16 protein-coding genes are annotated in these 19,155 nt (G+C 53.4%); 4 read left to right on the forward strand and 12 right to left on the reverse strand.

Translation table 11 applies throughout. The features are described 5' to 3' along the window. Positions 1-45: 45 nt before the first annotated feature. The 3 genes from ACLI4M_RS02240 to lrhA all read right to left on the reverse strand — a co-directional run bounded on the left by ACLI4M_RS02240 (position 46) and on the right by lrhA (position 2,771). Positions 46-720: a NuoB/complex I 20 kDa subunit family protein gene (locus ACLI4M_RS02240; RefSeq protein ID WP_048915449.1), complete on the reverse strand. Its 675-nt coding sequence runs from the start codon at positions 718-720 to the stop codon at positions 46-48. Positions 721-737: 17 nt separating this feature from the next. Continuing rightward, positions 738-1,175 (reverse strand): NADH-quinone oxidoreductase subunit A, encoded by a 438-nt coding sequence (locus tag ACLI4M_RS02245; protein ID WP_048915448.1) that lies wholly within the window; start codon positions 1,173-1,175, stop codon positions 738-740. A 669-nt stretch (positions 1,176-1,844) separates the two neighbouring features. Next, on the reverse strand, positions 1,845-2,771 hold the full coding sequence (lrhA, locus tag ACLI4M_RS02250) for a transcriptional regulator LrhA (RefSeq protein WP_048915447.1): 927 nt from the start codon (positions 2,769-2,771) through the stop codon (positions 1,845-1,847). A gap of 1,032 nt (positions 2,772-3,803) precedes the next feature. On the opposite strand from lrhA, the gene ACLI4M_RS02255 reads away from it, so the two are divergent. Then, entirely contained in the window at positions 3,804-5,021 is a 1,218-nt protein-coding gene (locus ACLI4M_RS02255; RefSeq protein WP_413449774.1) for a pyridoxal phosphate-dependent aminotransferase, read from the forward strand. A 59-nt stretch (positions 5,022-5,080) separates the two neighbouring features. After that, positions 5,081-5,677, forward strand: a complete 597-nt coding sequence (gene yfbR, locus ACLI4M_RS02260; protein WP_048915445.1) for a 5'-deoxynucleotidase — start codon at positions 5,081-5,083, stop codon at positions 5,675-5,677. A 185-nt stretch (positions 5,678-5,862) separates the two neighbouring features. Here yfbR and ACLI4M_RS02265 read toward each other — a convergent pair whose 3' ends face one another. The 7 genes from ACLI4M_RS02265 to yfbV all read right to left on the reverse strand — a co-directional run bounded on the left by ACLI4M_RS02265 (position 5,863) and on the right by yfbV (position 12,230). Further along, positions 5,863-6,948: a T6SS immunity protein Tli4 family protein gene (locus ACLI4M_RS02265; RefSeq protein ID WP_133623203.1), complete on the reverse strand. Its 1,086-nt coding sequence runs from the start codon at positions 6,946-6,948 to the stop codon at positions 5,863-5,865. Between the two features lie 71 nt (positions 6,949-7,019). After that, the gene (locus ACLI4M_RS02270) at positions 7,020-8,120 is read right to left on the reverse strand and encodes a T6SS immunity protein Tli4 family protein (RefSeq protein ID WP_133623202.1); all 1,101 of its coding nucleotides are present in this window, start codon (positions 8,118-8,120) and stop codon (positions 7,020-7,022) included. Continuing rightward, positions 8,117-9,784 (reverse strand): lipase family alpha/beta hydrolase, encoded by a 1,668-nt coding sequence (locus ACLI4M_RS02275; protein WP_133623201.1) that lies wholly within the window; start codon positions 9,782-9,784, stop codon positions 8,117-8,119. Before ACLI4M_RS02275 ends, ACLI4M_RS02270 begins: the two co-directional genes overlap by 4 nt. Positions 9,785-10,191: 407 nt before the next feature. Beyond that, the gene (locus ACLI4M_RS02280) at positions 10,192-10,320 is read right to left on the reverse strand and encodes a hypothetical protein (protein WP_301291977.1); all 129 of its coding nucleotides are present in this window, start codon (positions 10,318-10,320) and stop codon (positions 10,192-10,194) included. Between the two features lie 167 nt (positions 10,321-10,487). Further along, a complete protein-coding gene (locus ACLI4M_RS02285) occupies positions 10,488-11,147 on the reverse strand; it encodes a sugar phosphatase (RefSeq protein ID WP_133623200.1) in 660 nt (219 codons plus the stop codon). A gap of 13 nt (positions 11,148-11,160) precedes the next feature. After that, on the reverse strand, positions 11,161-11,655 hold the full coding sequence (locus ACLI4M_RS02290; protein ID WP_048915443.1) for a YfbU family protein: 495 nt from the start codon (positions 11,653-11,655) through the stop codon (positions 11,161-11,163). A gap of 122 nt (positions 11,656-11,777) precedes the next feature. Continuing rightward, positions 11,778-12,230 carry a terminus macrodomain insulation protein YfbV gene (yfbV, locus tag ACLI4M_RS02295; RefSeq protein ID WP_048915442.1) on the reverse strand — a complete coding sequence of 151 codons (453 nt, stop codon included), beginning with the start codon at positions 12,228-12,230 and terminating at the stop codon, positions 11,778-11,780. A gap of 456 nt (positions 12,231-12,686) precedes the next feature. On the opposite strand from yfbV, the gene ackA reads away from it, so the two are divergent. Further along, on the forward strand, positions 12,687-13,889 hold the full coding sequence (gene ackA, locus ACLI4M_RS02300; RefSeq protein WP_048915441.1) for an acetate kinase: 1,203 nt from the start codon (positions 12,687-12,689) through the stop codon (positions 13,887-13,889). A 121-nt stretch (positions 13,890-14,010) separates the two neighbouring features. Further along, complete coding sequence (pta, locus tag ACLI4M_RS02305; RefSeq protein WP_099754969.1) at positions 14,011-16,155, forward strand: phosphate acetyltransferase; 2,145 nt, start codon at positions 14,011-14,013, stop codon at positions 16,153-16,155. Positions 16,156-16,257: 102 nt separating this feature from the next. On the opposite strand, the gene ACLI4M_RS02310 is transcribed toward pta, so the two are convergent. After that, positions 16,258-17,343: an ABC transporter ATP-binding protein gene (locus ACLI4M_RS02310; protein WP_133623199.1), complete on the reverse strand. Its 1,086-nt coding sequence runs from the start codon at positions 17,341-17,343 to the stop codon at positions 16,258-16,260. A 246-nt stretch (positions 17,344-17,589) separates the two neighbouring features. Continuing rightward, a complete protein-coding gene (locus tag ACLI4M_RS02315; protein ID WP_048915438.1) occupies positions 17,590-19,098 on the reverse strand; it encodes a PLP-dependent aminotransferase family protein in 1,509 nt (502 codons plus the stop codon). Positions 19,099-19,155: the final 57 nt, after the last annotated feature.

Below are 19,155 nucleotides of genomic sequence, written 5' to 3' on the forward strand. Positions count from 1 at the left end.
TGTTTTTTTTGCGCTGTTGCTGACCACATCCATAAACTGCTGTTTTTAAATTTCGTCAGGCGTGCGCAGATTCGTCACGGCGATACGCTCGGCATTCTTTCTGTCGCGCTCCGACTGCATATTGGCGCGATACACGCCCTGATCGCTGACAACCCACGACAGCGGGCGGCGCTCTTTGCCAATCGACTCCTGCAGCAGCAGCAGTGCCTGCATATAGGCTTCAGGGCGCGGAGGGCAACCCGGGATATACACGTCAACCGGCAGAAACTTATCCACGCCCTGCACCACAGAATAGATATCGTACATACCGCCGGAGTTCGCGCAGGCACCCATCGAGATCACCCACTTGGGTTCCAGCATCTGGTCATACAGGCGCTGCACAACCGGAGCCATCTTGGTGAAACAGGTTCCCGCTACCACCATAAAGTCAGCCTGGCGAGGCGAAGCACGAATAACTTCCGACCCGAATCGCGCCACGTCATGTACCGCCGTAAACGAGGTAGTCATTTCGACGTAGCAACAAGAAAGGCCGAAGTTAAACGGCCAAAGGGAGTTCTTACGACCCCAGTTCACCATGTCATGCAGAGCGTGTTCCAACTTGCCCATATAGACGTTTTGATGAACGTGCTTTTCCAGGGGATCGGTAACAATCTCCTGTTTTTGCAGGGGGTAACGGTCGTTCTCACCGTTCGGGTCTATGCGGGTGAGCGTATAGTCCATGTGTTTTTGCCTCGCTGTTACTGCTTGTGACGGTTGGCGTGCGAGATGGTGGTTGGTTTGACGTCAAACTGACGACGGGCAGGAGCCCAATCCAGCGCGCCAATGCGAACCAGATAAAACAGACCAGCTAGCAGAACCAAAATGAAAATAGCGGCTTCCACAAAGCCGACCCAACCGCTTTCGCGGATCGCCGTCGACCATGCGTAGAGATAGAGGGCTTCAACGTCGAAGATGACGAAGAACATGGCAACCAGGTAAAACTTGGCAGACAGGCGCAGTTTAGCGCTGCCCACCGAAGCAATACCGGATTCAAAAGGTGTATTTGTATGCCTTCCACGGGCTTTTCCGCCCAGGAACCATGCTCCGGCCAGCATTGCGCAGCAAAGGCCAATAGAGACGATCAGGAAAACAGCGAATGCCCAATGATGGGCGACGACTTCTGTGGTTGTTGACATACTCTTGCTTACTCACCAAAAGTGGCGTTTCGCGTCCTGCTCTGATAATTGGCAGTTAACACACCACATCGATTCAAGGGAAGAATGAAAAACCTGATAAATCTTACTGTCTTTCGCGATTAGGCAGTAATTTTATGTGGTTTTTTACTCCTTTAACTAACCTTTTGTCAACTTTGACAAAACTATCCGCACATTAATTTACACCCACAACACGAATTTAACATATGATGCTCAATAAGTGAGCTAAATCGAGTCAGTAGCATCATGTGAAGTTAGTGTAGCGGGTAAAACCTTGTTTGGATCGGGTATTTAACAACGCCTATTTTGGCAGGATTCACCCGGTTTTCCTGCCCCTTATTGGGGTTATTTTTTTGATCCAGAACACAGTTTGGTGTTTTATGCCGGTAAAACAGGCAACTTTTTTTGAGCAGAATCAATTCACTGATCGGACCAGAGTGGAGCGTGAGGGAGGAATTTTGGGTTTTTAGCTGAATGGGCGCTTTTTAACGCGCATAGCCAGATTAATGCCAAAAAATGGCCTGAGCTGGCATATAAATTTGCAACAAAAAGGCCCTTCAGCTTAATTTCTAACTGAAAGGCCTTTTTTAACCACTCATTTCGAAAACAATCGACTTTTAATGATAAAAGTAATCGTTTGCGTTTGGACGGTTATTCATCTTCGTCGGCGAAGCCTGCGGCGCTCTGCCCTGCAGTGATCAGGTTGTACGGATCGTTGCTGGACTCCATCGCGTTGAAGATTGCCAGCGCCAGCTCGTTATCGCTGTCCGGATTACGGCACAGCAGATACTCGGTATCCGGCAGCATTGGCAGGCCTTCTGCAGCACCCATTACGCGCAGCTCCGGGCTCATCATCTCCACCGGACGCGCAGTCACACCTAAGCCCGCTTTCACCGCAGCACGTACCGCAGCCAGCGTAGAGGCCACGTACGATATACGCCACGGGATGCCCGCTTCGTTAAGGTGATCGATCGCCATGTCGCGGTATGGGCTTGGCTCATCCAGCAGCACCAGAGGAATCGCTTCCCCACGCTGGAAGATGTAATCAGCCGCGCAGTACCACAGGGTCGGCGACGTACGCAGTACCTGCCAGGTGAAATTCATCGGGCTGGAGGTGGTCACCACCAGGTCAACTTCGCCCTGGTTAAGCATTTCCATCATAAATGGATTGCGCTTCACGCGAACGTCGATGGCCAGTTTCGGGTATACCGAGGTCACACGATTGAGCAGGAACGGTAAAATGGTATCAGAAGTATCATCGGAGGCACCGATGGTGAGCACCCCCTGAATGTTGCTGTACATCAGAGAAGTACAGGCTTCATCGTTGAAGCGCAGTATCTTTCTGGCGTAGCCCAACAGCTGAATACCATGTTCCGTCAATAACTTGTTGCGTCCATGCCTGGCAAACAGCTCTTTGCCTACCAATTGCTCCAGACGCTGCATCTGCTGGCTCACGGCGGATTGCGTTCTGCACACGGCGGCCGCAGCAGCGGCAAAAGTGTTCAGGTCGGCAACAGCCACGAAAGTTCTCAGCAGATCGAGGTCGAGATTAAGTATCGGACGATTTGCACTAGTCATGTTTTTCTTCACTTTATAAGTTTTTTACAAACAGCTACCCTGGTGTTATTACCAGTCTTATCAAAGGGATAAGACGATAACAATTGCGTAATGGCTACAGTGTTTAGCAATTAAAAATTACCCGATGCATTACTTACATTTGCAGACGATAAAGACTCTTCACCTCCAGCCGTCGATCCCGCTTGAGCCAGGATTTACTGCCAGAGTTAAATAGGTTCTTCTGTCTGATACATCACTAATGCACGCTGCACTAACCCATAAGTTGCAGGAAGCCGCGTCGTTATAGTTAATTAACACCGACGAAACTCAAAAAAGGATGAGTTGTGGTGCCGCAAGTCTAAAACAACCATTGAAAATTGAATTGCCAGATCGCTGTAGTTACAGCGCAAAATGTTAAGTACAACTTACTATTTAGGGTAATAAAAAGCGTTTTTTTATCACCCGGAGTACCTGCACGCACGGTGCAAAGTCTCCTGAGCATTATCCTGACATACTGTCGTTTACTTTTTAAGCCCAAAAGCAATTAAACTTATCACTAAAGCAAGATTTTATCGGCGACAGCACGCAATACCGGGCCTGGCCCTAAAAAATTTATCGTCACACGGGTAGCCTCAAGTTCCGATCCTTCTCTCCCCCCTCCCCCCTCAGATGCTGCCTATTCTTCAGCTATCGCCCCGACTGATTAAAAAACAGACAGTGAAATAAGCATATCTTCACAGTTTCTTAAAGCATCAGTACACCGTTTTTTACTGAATCAGCTAACAGAGTCCCTTTAGTGGAACGACTAATCATGCAGGCGCTTGACAGCGTAGAATCATTGCACAGATGTTAGTATCGGATTACACCCATTATGCAGCATGAAATATCAGAATATTCGGTCCTGACGTGCCCCCCTGCCAGCTGAGTGAAAAAACATCCTTTAACTCACCAAAGCCCGCTGTCGCCCTTCAAAAGCTCAGAGGAGAGGAGTACATTGTGCAATGTTTAGTTTTCCACGGCAGGAACGCAGTTCTGCCAGTCAAGGCGACAAAAATGACCCCAATTGATAAATCCAGCAAACTGGATAATGTGTGTTACGACATTCGCGGCCCGGTGCTGAAAGAAGCTAAGCGCCTCGAAGAAGAAGGTAATAAAGTCCTCAAGCTGAACATCGGCAACCCGGCGCCGTTTGGTTTTGAAGCCCCCGATGAGATTCTGGTGGATGTGATCCGCAATCTGCCAAGCGCTCAGGGCTACTGCGATTCCAAAGGGTTGTACTCGGCGCGTAAAGCGATCATGCAGCACTACCAGGCACGCGGCATGCGTGATATCACCGTTGAAGATATCTACATCGGCAACGGCGTCTCTGAACTGATCGTACAGTCGATGCAGGCCTTGCTGAATACCGGTGACGAAATGCTGGTTCCGGCGCCGGATTATCCGCTGTGGACTGCGGCCGTCTCGCTTTCAGGTGGCAAAGCCGTTCACTACCTGTGTGATGAGTCCGCAGGCTGGTTCCCGGACCTTGATGATATCCGCAGCAAAATCACCCCGCGCACCCGCGGCATTGTGATTATCAACCCCAATAACCCGACCGGTGCCGTTTACAGCAAAGAGCTGCTGATGGAAGTGGTCGAGCTGGCCCGTCAGCACAACCTGATTATTTTCGCCGACGAAATCTACGACAAAATCCTTTACGATGCCGCACAGCACCACTCTATTGCGGCGCTGGCGCCGGACCTGCTGACAATCACCTTTAACGGTCTGTCTAAAACCTATCGCGTCGCGGGCTTCCGCCAGGGCTGGATGGTCCTCAACGGGCCGAAGAAGCACGCCAAAGGCTATATTGAAGGTCTGGAGATGCTGGCCTCCATGCGCCTGTGCGCCAACGTTCCGGCACAGCACGCCATTCAGACCGCGCTGGGTGGATATCAGAGCATCAGCGAATTTATCCAGCCTGGCGGCCGCCTCTATGAGCAGCGCAACCGGGCATGGGAGCTGATTAATGACATTCCGGGCGTGAGCTGCGTGAAGCCAAACGGCGCGCTGTATATGTTCCCGAAAATTGACAGCAAGAAGTTCAATATTCACGATGACCAGAAGATGGTGCTCGACTTCCTGCTGCAGGAAAAAGTGCTGCTGGTTCAGGGCACCGCCTTTAACTGGCCGTGGCCGGATCACGTGCGCATTGTCACGCTGCCGCGCGTTGATGAACTGGATATGGCGATTAACAAGTTTGGTCGTTTCCTCAGTGGCTACCGCCAGCTGTAATGTTCTCCCCAAAGAGCGGCTCAGGCCGCTCTTCGCATTTTGTACCAGGGAAAATAATCATGACCCAAAGCCACTTCTTCGCCCACCTCTCCCGCCTGAAGTTAATCAACCGCTGGCCGCTGATGCGCAACGTGCGCACGGAGAACGTTTCCGAACACAGCCTGCAGGTAGCGATGGTTGCCCATGCGCTGGCGGTCATCAAGAACAAAAAGTTTAATGGCAATCTCAATGCTGAACGCATCGCCATGATGGCGATGTATCACGATGCCAGTGAAGTCCTGACCGGCGATCTCCCCACCCCGGTGAAGTATTACAATGCGCAGATCGCCCACGAATATAAGAAAATCGAAAAGATAGCCCAGCGTAAGCTGATTGAGATGCTGCCGGAGGAGCTGCGCTCCGCCTATGCTCCACTGATTGACGAGCATCAGCACAGCGAAGCGGAAACGGCGGTGGTGAAGCAGGCCGACGCGCTCTGTGCCTATCTGAAGTGTCTCGAAGAGCTGTCGGCGGGCAATAATGAGTTTCTGCTGGCCAAAGCTCGCCTGGAAAAGACGCTGGCACAGCGCCACAGTCCGGAGATGGACTACTTTGTAGAGGTATTTGTTCCGAGCTTTAGCCTGTCGCTGGATGAGATCAGTCAGGATTCGCTGTAACCCATCGGCAAAAACTGCGTCAGCGTGAGATTATGCAAATGCGGTAGCCATGGCAGAGCAGCAAAGAGTATGCAGGCCAGCGTTAACGCAACCTTGTGCGGGTAAATTTTCATGTTAAGCAACCTTGCACTGCTTTTAAACAGTGGCTCCCAGGAAAACCGGAGAGCCATATGTAACTCAATTAGTTATTTGTAGCGCAGTGAATTGACCAGTCGGTCCCAGATTTCAATCATCTGCGCTTCGCTGTAGCGCGTTTTTAGATACTCACTGCTGAGGCCAACAATAAGATTGGGTTTTTCAGGCGTGGCATCGCGCTCATTGGCATAAAGAAGAAAGTCATAATAAGTATTATTTTCATCTTCATGCGTCACCGGATTTGTAATAGTCTGATTTCCACCGAACAGCCAAGTCTCACTGGGAATGCCCCCAGGCGCAAGGGTCATTTTCTTCATGCTGTATTTATTGGATGTTTTCAGCGCTTCATTAATTTCCGCACTACGATTAAACAGAGTGTCATCTGAACCCTCTATCGTATTGTCCATTTCAGCACCAAAAACAAAATCATCATTGACATATCGGAAGGTGATTTTTTCAATGTGTTTAGCGCCATCATCCCTGATAAATCCGTTTGGTATACACACCCCTTTTTCCCTCGGGATTTCTTCATCCTTTCGGCCACTTAAGCGCGAAATCAACGATTGCAGTGCGGCCAGCTTGGCGGGTTTGGTGTTTGCATCTGCTTCAGTAAAACCATCAGCTAAATATTCAATTTTCTCTTGCTTATTTTTCTCACCAGAGAAATCCTGAATATCCGTAGTAATGACAAAGGCCACATGATTGACATACACATGGGCCTCAAGCTGGCGGTAAATATCTGGCGTAACCGACTCGTTATGATCATAAATCATGCCACGACCATCAGGTAAGGTAATGACTTCCTTCAGATAGGGGGCATCTTTGGCTTTATTTCCAGGTTTATTAATCGCGTCACGCAGTTCCTGCTCTCTCAGCCTTATCCGCTGCTGAAAGGCTGGCGGGTAGACCCACTTGCTGCTGATTTTAAAGTCATCGATAAAAATCATATCGTGCAGCTGGTTGTTAAATGACTGCGGCACATCAATGATATAGCGCCCGATGCACTGCGGTTTGGTCTCGGCAAACAGGGTGTTGATCACAGAACTCTCCTTCATCGGTGACGTGACAGCTTTAGCCTGGACAATAAACATGATGAAGGCCAGCGACAGCGCAACGCTGTAATGGAAAATTTTCATGATAAGCATCCTTGCACCGTTTTTAACAGTGGCTCCCAGGAAAACCGGAGAGCCATAATTAACTCAATTAGTTATTTGTAGCGCAGTGAATTGACCAGCCGGTCCCAGATTTCAATCATCTGCGCTTCGCTGTAGCGCATTTTTTTGTACTCACTGCTGAGACCAATATAAAAGTTGGGTTTTTCAGGCGTGGCATCCCGTTCGTTGGCATACAGGTCAAAGTCGTAGACGGTGATCTTTTCATCCTCGTTCGTCTGCTCATTTCTGAGATCTTGTGTACCACCAAACAACCACATTTCAGTGGGGATACCGTTAATGGTCCGCGCCTCTTTTTTAATGCTGTACTTATTGGAGGTTTTCAGCGCTTCGTTTATTTGCGCACTGCGATTAAACAGAGTGTCATCCGAACCCATAAACTTGTTATTTTCATATACACCCAAAATAAAATCATCATTTTCATAGCTAAATGTCACTTTTTCCATGTGCTTAGCGCCATCATCCCTGATAAACCCGTTCGGAATACATACCCCTTTCCCCCTCGGGATTTCTTCATCCTTTCGGCCACTTAAGCGCGAAATCAACGATTGCAGTGCGGCCAGCTTGGCGGGTTTGGTGTTTGCATCTGCTTCAGTAAAACCATCAGCTAAATATTCAATTTTCTCTTGCTTATTTTTCTCACCAGAGAAATCCTGAATATCCGTAGTAATGACAAAGGCCACATGATTGACATACACATGGGCCTCAAGCTGGCGGTAAATATCTGGCGTAACCGACTCGTTATGATCATAAATCACGCCACGACCATCAGGTAAGGTAATGACTTCCTTCAGATAGGGGGCATCTTTGGCTTTATTTCCAGGTTTATTAATCGCGTCACGCAGTTCCTGCTCCCTCAGCCTTATCCGCTGCTGAAAGGCCGGCGGGTAGATCCACTTGCTGCTGATTTTAAAGTCATCGATAAAAATCATATCGTGCAGCTGGTTGTTAAATGACTGCGGCACATCAATGATATAGCGCCCGATGCACTGCGGTTTGGTCTCGGCAAACAGGGTGTTGATCACAGCACTCTCCTTCTGCGTGATAGGCGGTTGTGTGGCGGCCACGGTCGGGGTAGCCAGCAGCATGCTGCTGGCCAGCAGCGCTAACATAGTAAATTTCTGGACAGATTTCATGGAACCGGGACCTCATGCACCATTTTCACAATCGCCCGCAGGGTAAATTGCAGGGCCGGTCGTTTAGAGATATCTTTCAGGCTGCTGACGTCATAGGCTTTCTGATGTTCAACTGCGGTTGCCAGCACGCTTTTGATGCTACTGCTATGGCGTATAGTGTTCAGTGATTCCACCGGCACCGTACCGTCACCCGGGGTGTTGGATGAGCCGAGTCGGTAGACCTGAGCACGCTGAAGCGGCAACGGGACTTCCCGGTAGTTATTGGGCAGTTTTAAGTCATTCTCACCCTTTTTTTTCGGGTAAACCTGGGTGATCCTGTTCCAGCTTAGCGTACCGTCAGAGTCTATTTGATCACCATAAAACGCATAGCTATTAGGGTGATAGGTATCGTCTAAATTTTCAATAAATGGTTTTACTACTTTACGAATACACCTGTTGTATTCAGCCCAGTTGCTCTTTATTACCGCTGCATCCTTATCGATAATATCGGCCTCATACAGGCGATACCACAGGGTTTTATTGAGGTAAATCTCGCCGAACGGGTCCCGGGTTTGCGGCAGTGCTATATCGCTGTCATCCTCATTAACTCCTTCCACCGTCAGCCATGGCGCGCCACCAAGGTATTTAGCCGAGGGCAAAAGCTGCAGCGGTGCCGGGGCGCGGGCTAACACCGGCATCAGCTCCTGCGCCGTACTGCCCAATACCGCCCCCGCCATCCCCTCCTGCCCCGCGCCGACTTTCATACGGCGGTACGCCGCCGGGGAACCGAGGTCAGGGATAACGCCGTGCACAATGCCAAGGATTTTATCCTTAGCCCCTAAAATCTGCGAGGCATAGCGCGCCACCAGCCCGCCCATGGAGTGAGTGACGATGATGACTTTCTCCTGCCCGGCGGGAAAGGCCATGCCGTGACCATGCTCATGTTTGTAGAGGTCAATCACCTCGTCGATATAGTTAACCAGCCCCTCGGCAGAAGTTTTATTATCCTGCAGCCAGTTATAGCCGTAGACATGGAGCGGCAATAAAAAATTCCGGAAGTGGTCAAGCTCCTGCTGAGTCATTACGGATTCGCCACTAATCTCGTCTCCTTTATCCTGCGACAGCGGCCTGCCCACCAGCTGGCTTAACACGCCGCCTTTCCCCCGTGCGGGCGTGGCGTAATTCACCAGGTCCTGCTGCCAGTCATCCAGCAGTGCCCCCTGGAAGACGCTTAAAAACTTGCCGTAGCTGAAGGATAAAATCTCGCCCCAGCCGCGTTCGCTGCGGGTTGGAAACATTTTTCCGTCATCGGATAACGGTGAATAGAAACTTTGGTCGATATCGCCACGGTTATCCACCTTAGTGGTATTGGGGTTTAGCAACTCCCGACGGTCATTGCCTTTTTTCCGCGCCCACTCCCAATACACCCCCACCTGACTGTCGCCGCGCCAGATAACGCTCTTCTTACCCTCATCGTTTGACATCAAATTCGTCCCCATCACGCCGGGGAGAAAAATCACCGGGATAACCTTAATCGGTGGCTGCAGCAGCACCGCCCTGGCATTCAATGATTTTTTCTGGTTCTGGATACCGTGCCAGTTGACCAGCCCGTGCTGGTCCCACTCCGGCAGTATGTAGGTCACATGCTGACCGTCACCGTTTCCCTGCTGTGTTTCTTCCGTCATTCGTCACGTCCTTTTTCCGTTCAGGTAGATACTTTCATTACGCTGCCGGGCAGCGGTCCTTTAGCTTTTTTTCGGCAAAGTCGCGCTGTGTGAATCAATATCGACATTATTCTGCGTTGACGTTTAACCCGATGAGGAGGTTGCCAGGGATTGCTGTATGCCGTCGCCATTTTTAAAACTAAACGCCTGGCCCACCACGTCGATACTCTGTCTGCCAGTCTTTAACTGCTATAACTCAGCCTGCATCTCACGCTGGTTGTCTTGCGCCTTATGTTGGCCATCCACTTTGATTGGTAATCCCTTTAAATAGTGAACTTCAGAGTAGGTATACACACTCTTTCATAGGTATTTAGCTGCGACTATATAGCAGCCAGGTTAATGGCTGCAATATGTCAAATCAGGAATTTCTAGCTGATTTTTATAGGATTTTTCTTGCCTTCTTGAGTTAACCAGCTGAATGGGATGGCGAAAAACACATCGATATTATCGGAAAAGCTAAAGGATTCGTCAGCAACCAGCGTCAGAATAAACAGCATCAACCCGCCAGTATTATCACATTATGTTAACTGTTGAATGTAATGACCTTCACCTGATCTGACTTTTATCATCACTGCTTTAGCTGGATGCGGAAGAAGATATACCAGCCAGGCTGGAAGTTACGCTGCAGGAATACTGCAGCGCAGTTGCGGGGTCTTAGGGGAGATTAGTGTTTGCGATGGACGTTGACGCTGCCGTCAGGATTCTTGTTGATGATCAACTCTTCCAGCGAGCTGAGCACCATATCGACATCTTCCAGCCGCGGTGAATCTGCCGGCGCGTTAACCGCGATCACATGGCTGCCGGAAGCCAGACCGGAGAGGATCCCGGCAGCGGCATCTTCCACCACCACGCACTCCTCCGGTTCCAGGTCGAGCAGCTGGGCGCCAAGCAGATAGGCATCCGGCTCTGGCTTGCCGCGCTCAACGCGCTCGGCGGTGACAAATGCTGCCGGGGCGGGTAAACCTGCCGCCGCATGGCGCGCGCTGGCAACGGGTATGGAACCTGAAGTGACGATCGCCCAGGGGATCTCCAGCTCGTCCAGCTGGCTTAACAGCGCAACGGCACCGGGCAGGGCAACAATGCCGTCAATATCTTCAGCTTCCAGCTTTTCCAGCGCGATAAATTCCTGCTGAATCTCCTCCGCTGAAGCCCCGCTCATAAAGTGGCGCAGTGAGGTAATTGCCTGCTTACCGTGGATGAAGCCCAGCACCTCTTCAGGAGCGATCCCGTGGCGCTTACCCCAGTTTTTCCAGGCACGTTCAACTACCGCAAGGGAGTCAACTAACGTGCCATCCAGATCAAACAGAAAACCTTTACACTTCACCGCATCTTCCTTCTCAGGCGTTGATAACTTGCGCGATCTCGTTCGCACTCAGATGATACTGCCGGGGACAATTGTGCCACAGCGCGAGCATGCGTTGGTATTTTTCCCACATCGGCACCTGAGTATCAAACTCGTGGCTGCCCGCATCAAAGTGGGTGTAGCGCCCTTCAACCTCCACCAGAAAGCGCACATAGCCAAGATATCGCCCTTCAGAAGCGGCATCAAAGCCAGGGAATACCAGACGACGCAGCTCGATGCCCTGCGGTTCTTTCAGATTGGTCCAGGAGATATGCAGGGCATGATACATCTCCATCATCGCGATCAGCGTGCGGCACTCCGCCTCCGGAAGCTGGCTAAAATCGTTATCCAGCTCGCGCATCTGCAGGCCAAAGCCGCGTTCGATAATGGTCTGATGGCGCTGGTAACGCGCGGCGTTATCCGGGTCGAGCATCGCCATCATCTGGTACTGATTGGAAAGAATTAAACGCTGGGCATGGGTCATGTCCATTTGGGGCTCCTCCGCCACGGGGAAAATAGTCAGTGGCGGCAGGATCTCACGGCGCGGGGAGAGGCTTCTTTGACGCAGCGCGGGTTTCCGGTGAGATCGTCACAGAAAACCCGCAAACGCGATTAAAGGTCGTCGAGGAAGGTTTTATCCAGCTGCTTGAAGGCGCGCTTCAGCACGTCAGCCAGTGACTGATAGGTTGGCTTGCCTTCCACCGGGGCAATGGCCTGGCCTGCGGCCTGCAACTTTTCACGCACGTCGTGGAACCAGCCCAATAAAGAAGGCGGCAATGGCGTTACCGAGCGCTTGCCCAGCCACCACAGACCCTGCATCGGCAGGCTGCAGGCGAACAGCGCGGTGGCGACGGCCGGGCCCAGCTGCCCGCCAAGGGCGATCTGCCAGGTGAGGCTGAAAACAGCCACGGGCGGCATAATGCGGATGGCAAACCGTGTCGCGCGCGTGACGCGATTTTCTGGAAACATAGGCGCAAGGCGTTTATCGACAGGCCATGTCTTCATGTAGTGCTGACCATGCTGGAACAGCTTAAACCAACCGACACTGCCGGATTCATTCGCCATGGCTAACCTCAACTTCAGAGATAAATATTAAAAAAAAATTACAAGTCACCAACTTTACCTAACATCATTCAAAATATTTTGTCTTTACGGCTGACACTGGTTATCCTGTGCGCGTTTTTACCCGTCATACTTCAAACTTCAGGTGCGCCGACTTCCTTTGCTCACCTCAGTCACTTACTTGAGTAAGCTCCTGAGGGTTCACTCAGTTGCCGTCTTCCTGAAACTCGAATTATTTAGGGTAATGCCCTGGACAGCGAGCAATCCTGGTCAACATTCGGCCAAGCCATGAAAAAGCGCATCAGATTTAAAAAAAAATCGTAAAGTTTCCAAAATTTTTTGCTTTCGGACAAAACTTTCCGGCAGCATGATGTTCATCATTAATGTACCAGCTTTCATGCGCTACGCTGATAGTCTGTTTGACTTTTATTTCGCCACTTTTAATAAATAGGACCTTCCATGTCGAGTAAGTTAGTACTGGTTCTGAACTGCGGTAGTTCTTCCCTGAAGTTTGCCATTATCGATCCGGCAAACGGCGACGAATACCTGTCAGGTTTAGCTGAATGTTTCCACCTGCCGGAAGCCCGCATTAAGTGGAAACTGGAAGGCGCTAAACAAGAAGCGGCTCTGGGTGCAGGCGCAGCGCACAGCGAAGCACTGAACTTCATGGTTAAAACTATTCTGGCACAAAAACCAGAACTGTCGGCACAAATCGTTGCTATCGGTCATCGCATCGTTCACGGTGGCGAAAAGTTAACGCAGTCCGTCGTGATTGACGAATCCGTCATCCAGGGTATCAAAGACGCCTCTTCATTTGCACCGCTGCACAACCCGGCGCACCTGATCGGCATTGACGAAGCGCTGAAAAACTTCCCGCACCTGTCAGATAAAAATGTGGCTGTTTTCGACACCGCATTCCATCAGACTATGCCGGAAGAGTCTTATCTCTACGCCCTGCCGTACAAATTGTACAAAGAGCACGGCGTACGCCGCTATGGCGCGCACGGTACCAGCCACTTCTACGTGACGCAGGAAGCCGCCAAAGTGCTGAATAAGCCGGTGTCCGAGCTGAACATCATCACCTGTCACCTGGGTAACGGTGGTTCGGTTTCCGCTATCCGTAACGGCGAGTGCGTTGACACCTCCATGGGTCTGACCCCGCTGGAAGGCCTGGTGATGGGGACCCGCAGCGGTGATATCGACCCGGCGATTATCTTCTTCCTGCACGATACGCTCGGCATGAACGTGGATGCGATCAACAAGATGCTGACCAAAGAGTCTGGCCTGCTGGGCCTGACCGAAGTCACCAGCGACTGCCGCTATGTGGAAGATAACTACGATACCAAAGCCGATGCCAAACGTGCGATGGACGTTTACTGCCACCGCCTGGCGAAATATATCGGCTCTTATGCCGCGCTGATGGATGGCCGTCTGGACGCGGTGATCTTCACCGGCGGGATTGGTGAGAATGCCGCGATGGTGCGCGAGCTGTCGCTGGCGAAGCTCGGCCTGCTGGGCTTCGAAGTGGACCACGAACGCAACCTGGCCGCGCGCTTCGGCAAATCCGGCTTCATCAACAAAGAGGGCACCCGCCCGGCGCTGGTTATCCCAACCAACGAAGAGTTGGTCATCGCGCAGGACGCAGACCGTCTCACCGCATAATAAACGATTCTCTCCGTCAGCTCAGGCTGGCGGAGTTGTTTTAGACACCAAGAAATTTGTATAGCCCTTGCTACTGGAGCAGCTGCTCTACGTGTGCAGGCTAAAGTCATGAGGAGTTACTGTGTCCCGTACAATCATGCTCATCCCTACCGGCACCAGCGTCGGCCTGACCAGCGTCAGCCTCGGCGTTATTCGTGCTATGGAACGTAAAGGCGTGCGTCTTAGCGTCTTCAAGCCTATCGCCCAGCCGCGCGCGGGTGGCGACAGCCCGGACCAGACCACCACTATCATCCGTAAAAACTCCAGCATTCCCGCCGCCGTGCCGCTGGCCATGAGCCGCGTGGAATCCCTGCTGGGTTCCAATCAGCAGGACGTGCTGATGGAAGAGATCATCGCCAACTACCATGAAAACACCAAAGACGCAGAGGTCGTGTTGGTCGAGGGCCTGGTGCCGACGCGCAAACATCAGTTTGCCTCGGCGCTAAACTATGAAATCGCCAAAACCCTGAATGCGGAAATCGTCTTCGTGATGTCGCTGGGCAATGACTCGCCGGCGCAGCTGAAAGAGCGTATCGAACTGACCCAGAGCAGCTTCGGCGGCAGCAAAAATAAAAACATCACCGGCGTGATCATTAACAAGCTGAACGCACCGGTTGACGATCAGGGCCGTACGCGCCCGGATCTTTCCGAGATCTTCGACGATTCTACCAAAGCCAGCGTCGCGAATATCGATCCCAAGCAGCTGTTCGCTAACAGCCCGCTGCCGGTTCTGGGCTGCGTGCCGTGGAGCTTCGAGCTGATCGCCACCCGCGCCATTGATATGTGCCGTCACCTTGACGCCCGCATCATTAACGAAGGTGAGATCGCCACCCGCCGCGTGAAATCCGTGACCTTCTGTGCACGCAGCATTCCCCACATGCTGGAGCACTTCCGTCCGGGTTCCCTGCTGGTGACCTCTGCCGACCGCCCTGACGTGCTGGTTGCAGCCTGCCTTGCGGCGATGAACGGCGTTGAGATTGGTGCCATCCTGCTGACCGGTGGTTACGCGATTGATGCCCCCATTCAGAAGCTGTGTGAACGCGCCTTCCAGACTGGCCTGCCGGTATTTATGGTCGACACTAACACCTGGCAGACCTCCCTTAGCCTGCAGAGCTTCAACCTGGAAGTACCCAGCGACGATACCCAGCGTATTGAGCGCGTGCAGGAGTACGTGGCCAGCCACATTGACGCGGACTGGATCGAGTCGCTGACCGCCGCTTCCGAACGCAGCCGTCGCCTCTCTCCTCCGGCCTTCCGCTACCAGCTGACCGAGCTGGCGCGTAAAGCGGGCAAACGCATCGTGCTGCCGGAAGGCGACGAACCTCGCACCGTGAAAGCGGCGGCTATCTGTGCCGAACGCGGCATCGCCACCTGTGTCCTGCTGGGCAACCCGGAAGAGATCCAGCGCGTGGCCGCAGCTCAGGGCGTTGAGCTGGGTAAAGGCATCGAGATTGTTGACCCGGAAGCCGCACGTGAAAACTACGTGGCGCGCCTGGTAGAGCTACGTAAGAGCAAAGGCATGACCGAAGTGGTCGCGCAGGAGCAGCTGGAAGATAACGTGATGCTCGGCACCATGATGCTGGAGCGTGGCGAAGTGGACGGCCTGGTTTCCGGTGCGGTTCACACCACTGCCAACACTATCCGCCCGCCGCTGCAGCTGATCAAAACCGCGCCGAACAGCTCGCTGGTCTCGTCGGTGTTCTTTATGCTGCTGCCTGAGCAGGTGCTGGTGTATGGCGACTGCGCCATCAACCCGGACCCGAATCCGGAACAGCTGGCAGAGATTGCGATTCAGTCCGCCGACTCCGCGCTGGCGTTTGGCATCGAGCCGCGCGTGGCGATGATCTCCTACTCCACCGGTAACTCAGGTGCCGGTAGCGACGTTGAGAAAGTGCGTGAAGCGACGCGTATCGCGCAGGAAAAACGCCCTGACCTGGTGATCGATGGTCCACTGCAGTATGACGCAGCGATTATGGCCGACGTGGCGAAATCTAAAGCGCCAAACTCCCCGGTTGCCGGCCGTGCGACCGTGTTCATCTTCCCGGATCTGAACACCGGTAACACCACTTACAAAGCGGTACAGCGTTCTGCGGACCTGATCTCAATCGGGCCAATGCTGCAGGGGATGCGCAAGCCGGTCAATGACCTGTCGCGTGGCGCACTGGTCGACGATATCGTCTACACCATCGCGCTGACGGCGATCCAGTCGAAGCAGGCGGAAGGGTAATCGCGCAGCCGGGTCAGGCAGCCTGTCCCCTACCCGGCCCTTGTACACATCGTCGTTACCCCGCAGGGGCGAGGCATGCCTCGCCTTTTTTATTGACTGAATTTACTGGAGCACCACATCCAGCGCCCGCAGATGCTGCGGCTGCCACGACAGCAGCACTTCACTACCAGGCTGCCAGCGGCTGTCCATTTTGGCGGGTGACAGCTTGACCATAAAGTTCCCCTGCCCTGCGACTTCCGTCAGCATCCGCACGTGATCCCCCAGATAGATAAACTGCTGAATCCGCGCCTTCACCTGCTGATCGTCCTGTTCCGGCGCATTGACGTTAATGCGCTCCGGGCGGATGCTGAGCTGGATTTTCTTACCCGGCGAGCTTGGGCGCACCTTGAGCGCATCCAGCTCGCAGCCATCGTCCAGCTTCACGCGATAGTAGTCGCCCTGCACCGAGACCTGAGTCGCCAGCAGGCTGTTATTTTCGCCGATAAACTGCGCGACGAAAGCATTTGCCGGCTGCTCATAAAGCGTGCCGGGGCTGTCCATCTGCTGGATCATGCCGTCGTTGAATACCGCCACCCGGTTCGACATGGTCATCGCTTCGCTCTGGTCGTGCGTAACGTAGACGATGGTCAGACCCAGCATTTCGTGCAGCTGTTTAATCTCCAGCTGCATATGCTCGCGCAGCTGCTTATCCAGCGCACCCAGCGGCTCATCCATCAGTACCAGCTTAGGTTCAAACACCAGCGCACGCGCCAGGGCCACGCGCTGCTGTTGCCCACCCGACATCTGCGCCGGGTAACGATCGGCCAGCGACGTCAGCTTAATCATATCGAGAATGCGCGACACCCGATCTTTGATATCCGCCTTGTTCATGCGGCGGATCGACAGCGGGAATGCCAGGTTTTCCGCCACGGTCATATGGGGAAACAGCGCATAATTCTGGAATACCATGCCGATATCACGCTGGTGCGGCGGCAGGGTATGCAGCGGTTTCTCGCGTAGAAAAATCTCGCCATCGGTCGGGGTTTCAAAGCCAGCGAGCATCATCAGGCTGGTGGTTTTTCCAGATCCGGATGGCCCTAAAAGCGTTAAAAACTCACCCTCCTGCACCTCAAGATTCAGGTTGCGAACCACCAGCTTTTCGCCGTCGTAGCTCTTTTTGATGTTCTTAAAACTCACCAGGGATCTCATAGTATTCTCTCGTCAAGCGGGGGAAAAACCTCTCAGGCACGCTTTGTGCATTACCTGCACCGGGCGCATCTGTCGGGTGGCTCTTTTTTAGCTCTACCACAACGAATTTCGCTTCGACAAGCAGAATTTGACAAAATCACAAAAAAAAAGCCTGAGAGCAGATCTCCCAGGCTATTGTTTTCTATTGTTTTTTATCTTTGCACCAGATCAGGTCATACAAATAACCCGCAGAATCAGGCTATTCGCTCAGTCCGCACTGCGCTGGTGCAATTGCGCCGACTGCAGGCGACGGTTGAGACAGGCGAGCACGGGGGCAAATTTCTCCGCCATCTGCTGCTCCTCGACGCAGGCATAACCCAACAACAGCCCGCGCCGCGTGGTACCCAACAGGTAATAGGCCGAGAGCGGGCGGGTCAGCACGCCGTTTTGCTCCAGCTCGGCGCTGAGCGCCACATCGTCAATATTATCGGGCAGTGAGAGGATCAGGTGCAGCCCGGCATTGCTCTGCTGAGCGATAAAACTCTCTCCCAGGCTCTCCTTGATGACCCGCACCAGCTCCGCGCGGCGGCGGCTGTAGAGCTGGCGCATCTTGCGCACGTGCGCCGCGTAATGCCCCTCGCGAATGAACTCCGCCAGCGTCAACTGCACCAGCCCATTGCCGCCGCGATACAGTTCGGAGTGAGCCATCTTCATGCGCGCCGCCAGCGCTTTCGGCACCACCATGTAGCTCAGGCGCAGCCCGGGGTAGAGCGTTTTGCTGAAAGTACCGAGATAAATTACCGGTGCATCCGGTGCCAGCCCCTGCAAGGCCGGGATCGGCGACTCGGCAAAGCGAAACTCACCGTCGTAATCATCCTCCACCACCCAGCTGCCCGCGCTTTGCGCCAGCGCCAGCAGCTGGTGCCGCCGCTGCAGGCTCATCACCGAACCGAGCGGATACTGGTGCGAAGGCGTAACGCAGATCAGGCGCGGCGGGCGCAGCTCCGCGCTAAGGTCCGGCAGCGTCATGCCCTGCTCATCCACCGCCGTCGGCAGCAGGTCGATACCGTTGACCGCCAGCACGTTGCGGATCCCCCAATAGCCCGGCTCCTCAATCCACGCGCGGTCGCCCGGGTCGCAGAGCATTTTCGCCAGCAGGTCCAGCGCCTGGTGCGTTCCGGCAGTGATCAGAATCTGCTCCGGCGTGCAGTTGACCGAGCGGATCACCCGCAGATAGTCGGCTAACGCCTGCTGCAACTCCAGGCAGCCGCCGTGGCTGGAGTAGCTCAGCGCCTCCACCGGCATACGGCGGCTAAGCCGCAGGTGGATCTTGCGCCAGATGTCGTGCGGCATATGGCTGACATCCGGCACTCCGGGCATAAACGCCCCCCACTGATGCGGCCCGGCCCCGCTGCGCGTCAGCAGCCGTGAACCACGGCTGGAGAAGCGCACAAAGTTGAACGGCTTGCCGGCGCTGACCGGTAATTCATCGGTTTCCGGCACCGCTTCCGGCAGTGAGTCGCTGACGAAGGTACCACTTCCGGTGCGCGTCTGCAGATAGCCCTCGGACTGCAGCTGCTCGTAGGCTGCCAGCACGGTATTACGTGAGACCGACAGCTCGCGTGCAAGGTCGCGCGTGGCGGGCAGGCGGCTGCCGGTGGCAATGGATCCATCCTGAATCGCACACTGCAGCACGTCGTACAAACGTTTGCCCAGCGCCCCATTAGGGTTCCGGGCTAAGCGGTGTGCAAGCAGGTCTCCGAGTAACGTTCGCAAAATTGGTTCCTTGAAATAAAAAAAACTGGATCTGGTTTATAAACCCCCGAAAAAGCT

It is taken from the genome of Erwinia sp. LJJL01 (genome assembly GCF_047300805.2).
GTDB classification, from domain to species: domain Bacteria; phylum Pseudomonadota; class Gammaproteobacteria; order Enterobacterales; family Enterobacteriaceae; genus Erwinia; species Erwinia aphidicola.

Bases quoted from the DNA above. Each gene is read 5' to 3' on its own strand.
- yfbV (WP_048915442.1), bottom strand. From the start codon at position 12,230: ATGGCGAATGAATCCGGCAGTGTCGGTTGGTTTAAGCTGTTCCAGCAT.
- ACLI4M_RS02275 (WP_133623201.1), bottom strand. From the start codon at position 9,784: ATGACGGAAGAAACACAGCAGGGAAACGGTGACGGTCAGCATGTGACC.
- yfbR (WP_048915445.1), top strand. From the start codon at position 5,081: ATGACCCAAAGCCACTTCTTCGCCCACCTCTCCCGCCTGAAGTTAATC.
- ACLI4M_RS02280 (WP_301291977.1), bottom strand. From the start codon at position 10,320: ATGCTGTTTATTCTGACGCTGGTTGCTGACGAATCCTTTAGCTTTTCC.
- ACLI4M_RS02290 (WP_048915443.1), bottom strand. From the start codon at position 11,655: ATGGACATGACCCATGCCCAGCGTTTAATTCTTTCCAATCAGTACCAG.
- ACLI4M_RS02310 (WP_133623199.1), bottom strand. From the start codon at position 17,343: ATGAGATCCCTGGTGAGTTTTAAGAACATCAAAAAGAGCTACGACGGC.
- ACLI4M_RS02270 (WP_133623202.1), bottom strand. From the start codon at position 8,120: ATGAAATCTGTCCAGAAATTTACTATGTTAGCGCTGCTGGCCAGCAGC.
- ACLI4M_RS02255 (WP_413449774.1), top strand. From the start codon at position 3,804: ATGACCCCAATTGATAAATCCAGCAAACTGGATAATGTGTGTTACGAC.
- ackA (WP_048915441.1), top strand. From the start codon at position 12,687: ATGTCGAGTAAGTTAGTACTGGTTCTGAACTGCGGTAGTTCTTCCCTG.
- ACLI4M_RS02240 (WP_048915449.1), bottom strand. From the start codon at position 720: ATGGACTATACGCTCACCCGCATAGACCCGAACGGTGAGAACGACCGT.
- ACLI4M_RS02245 (WP_048915448.1), bottom strand. From the start codon at position 1,175: ATGTCAACAACCACAGAAGTCGTCGCCCATCATTGGGCATTCGCTGTT.
- ACLI4M_RS02265 (WP_133623203.1), bottom strand. From the start codon at position 6,948: ATGAAAATTTTCCATTACAGCGTTGCGCTGTCGCTGGCCTTCATCATG.
- lrhA (WP_048915447.1), bottom strand. From the start codon at position 2,771: ATGACTAGTGCAAATCGTCCGATACTTAATCTCGACCTCGATCTGCTG.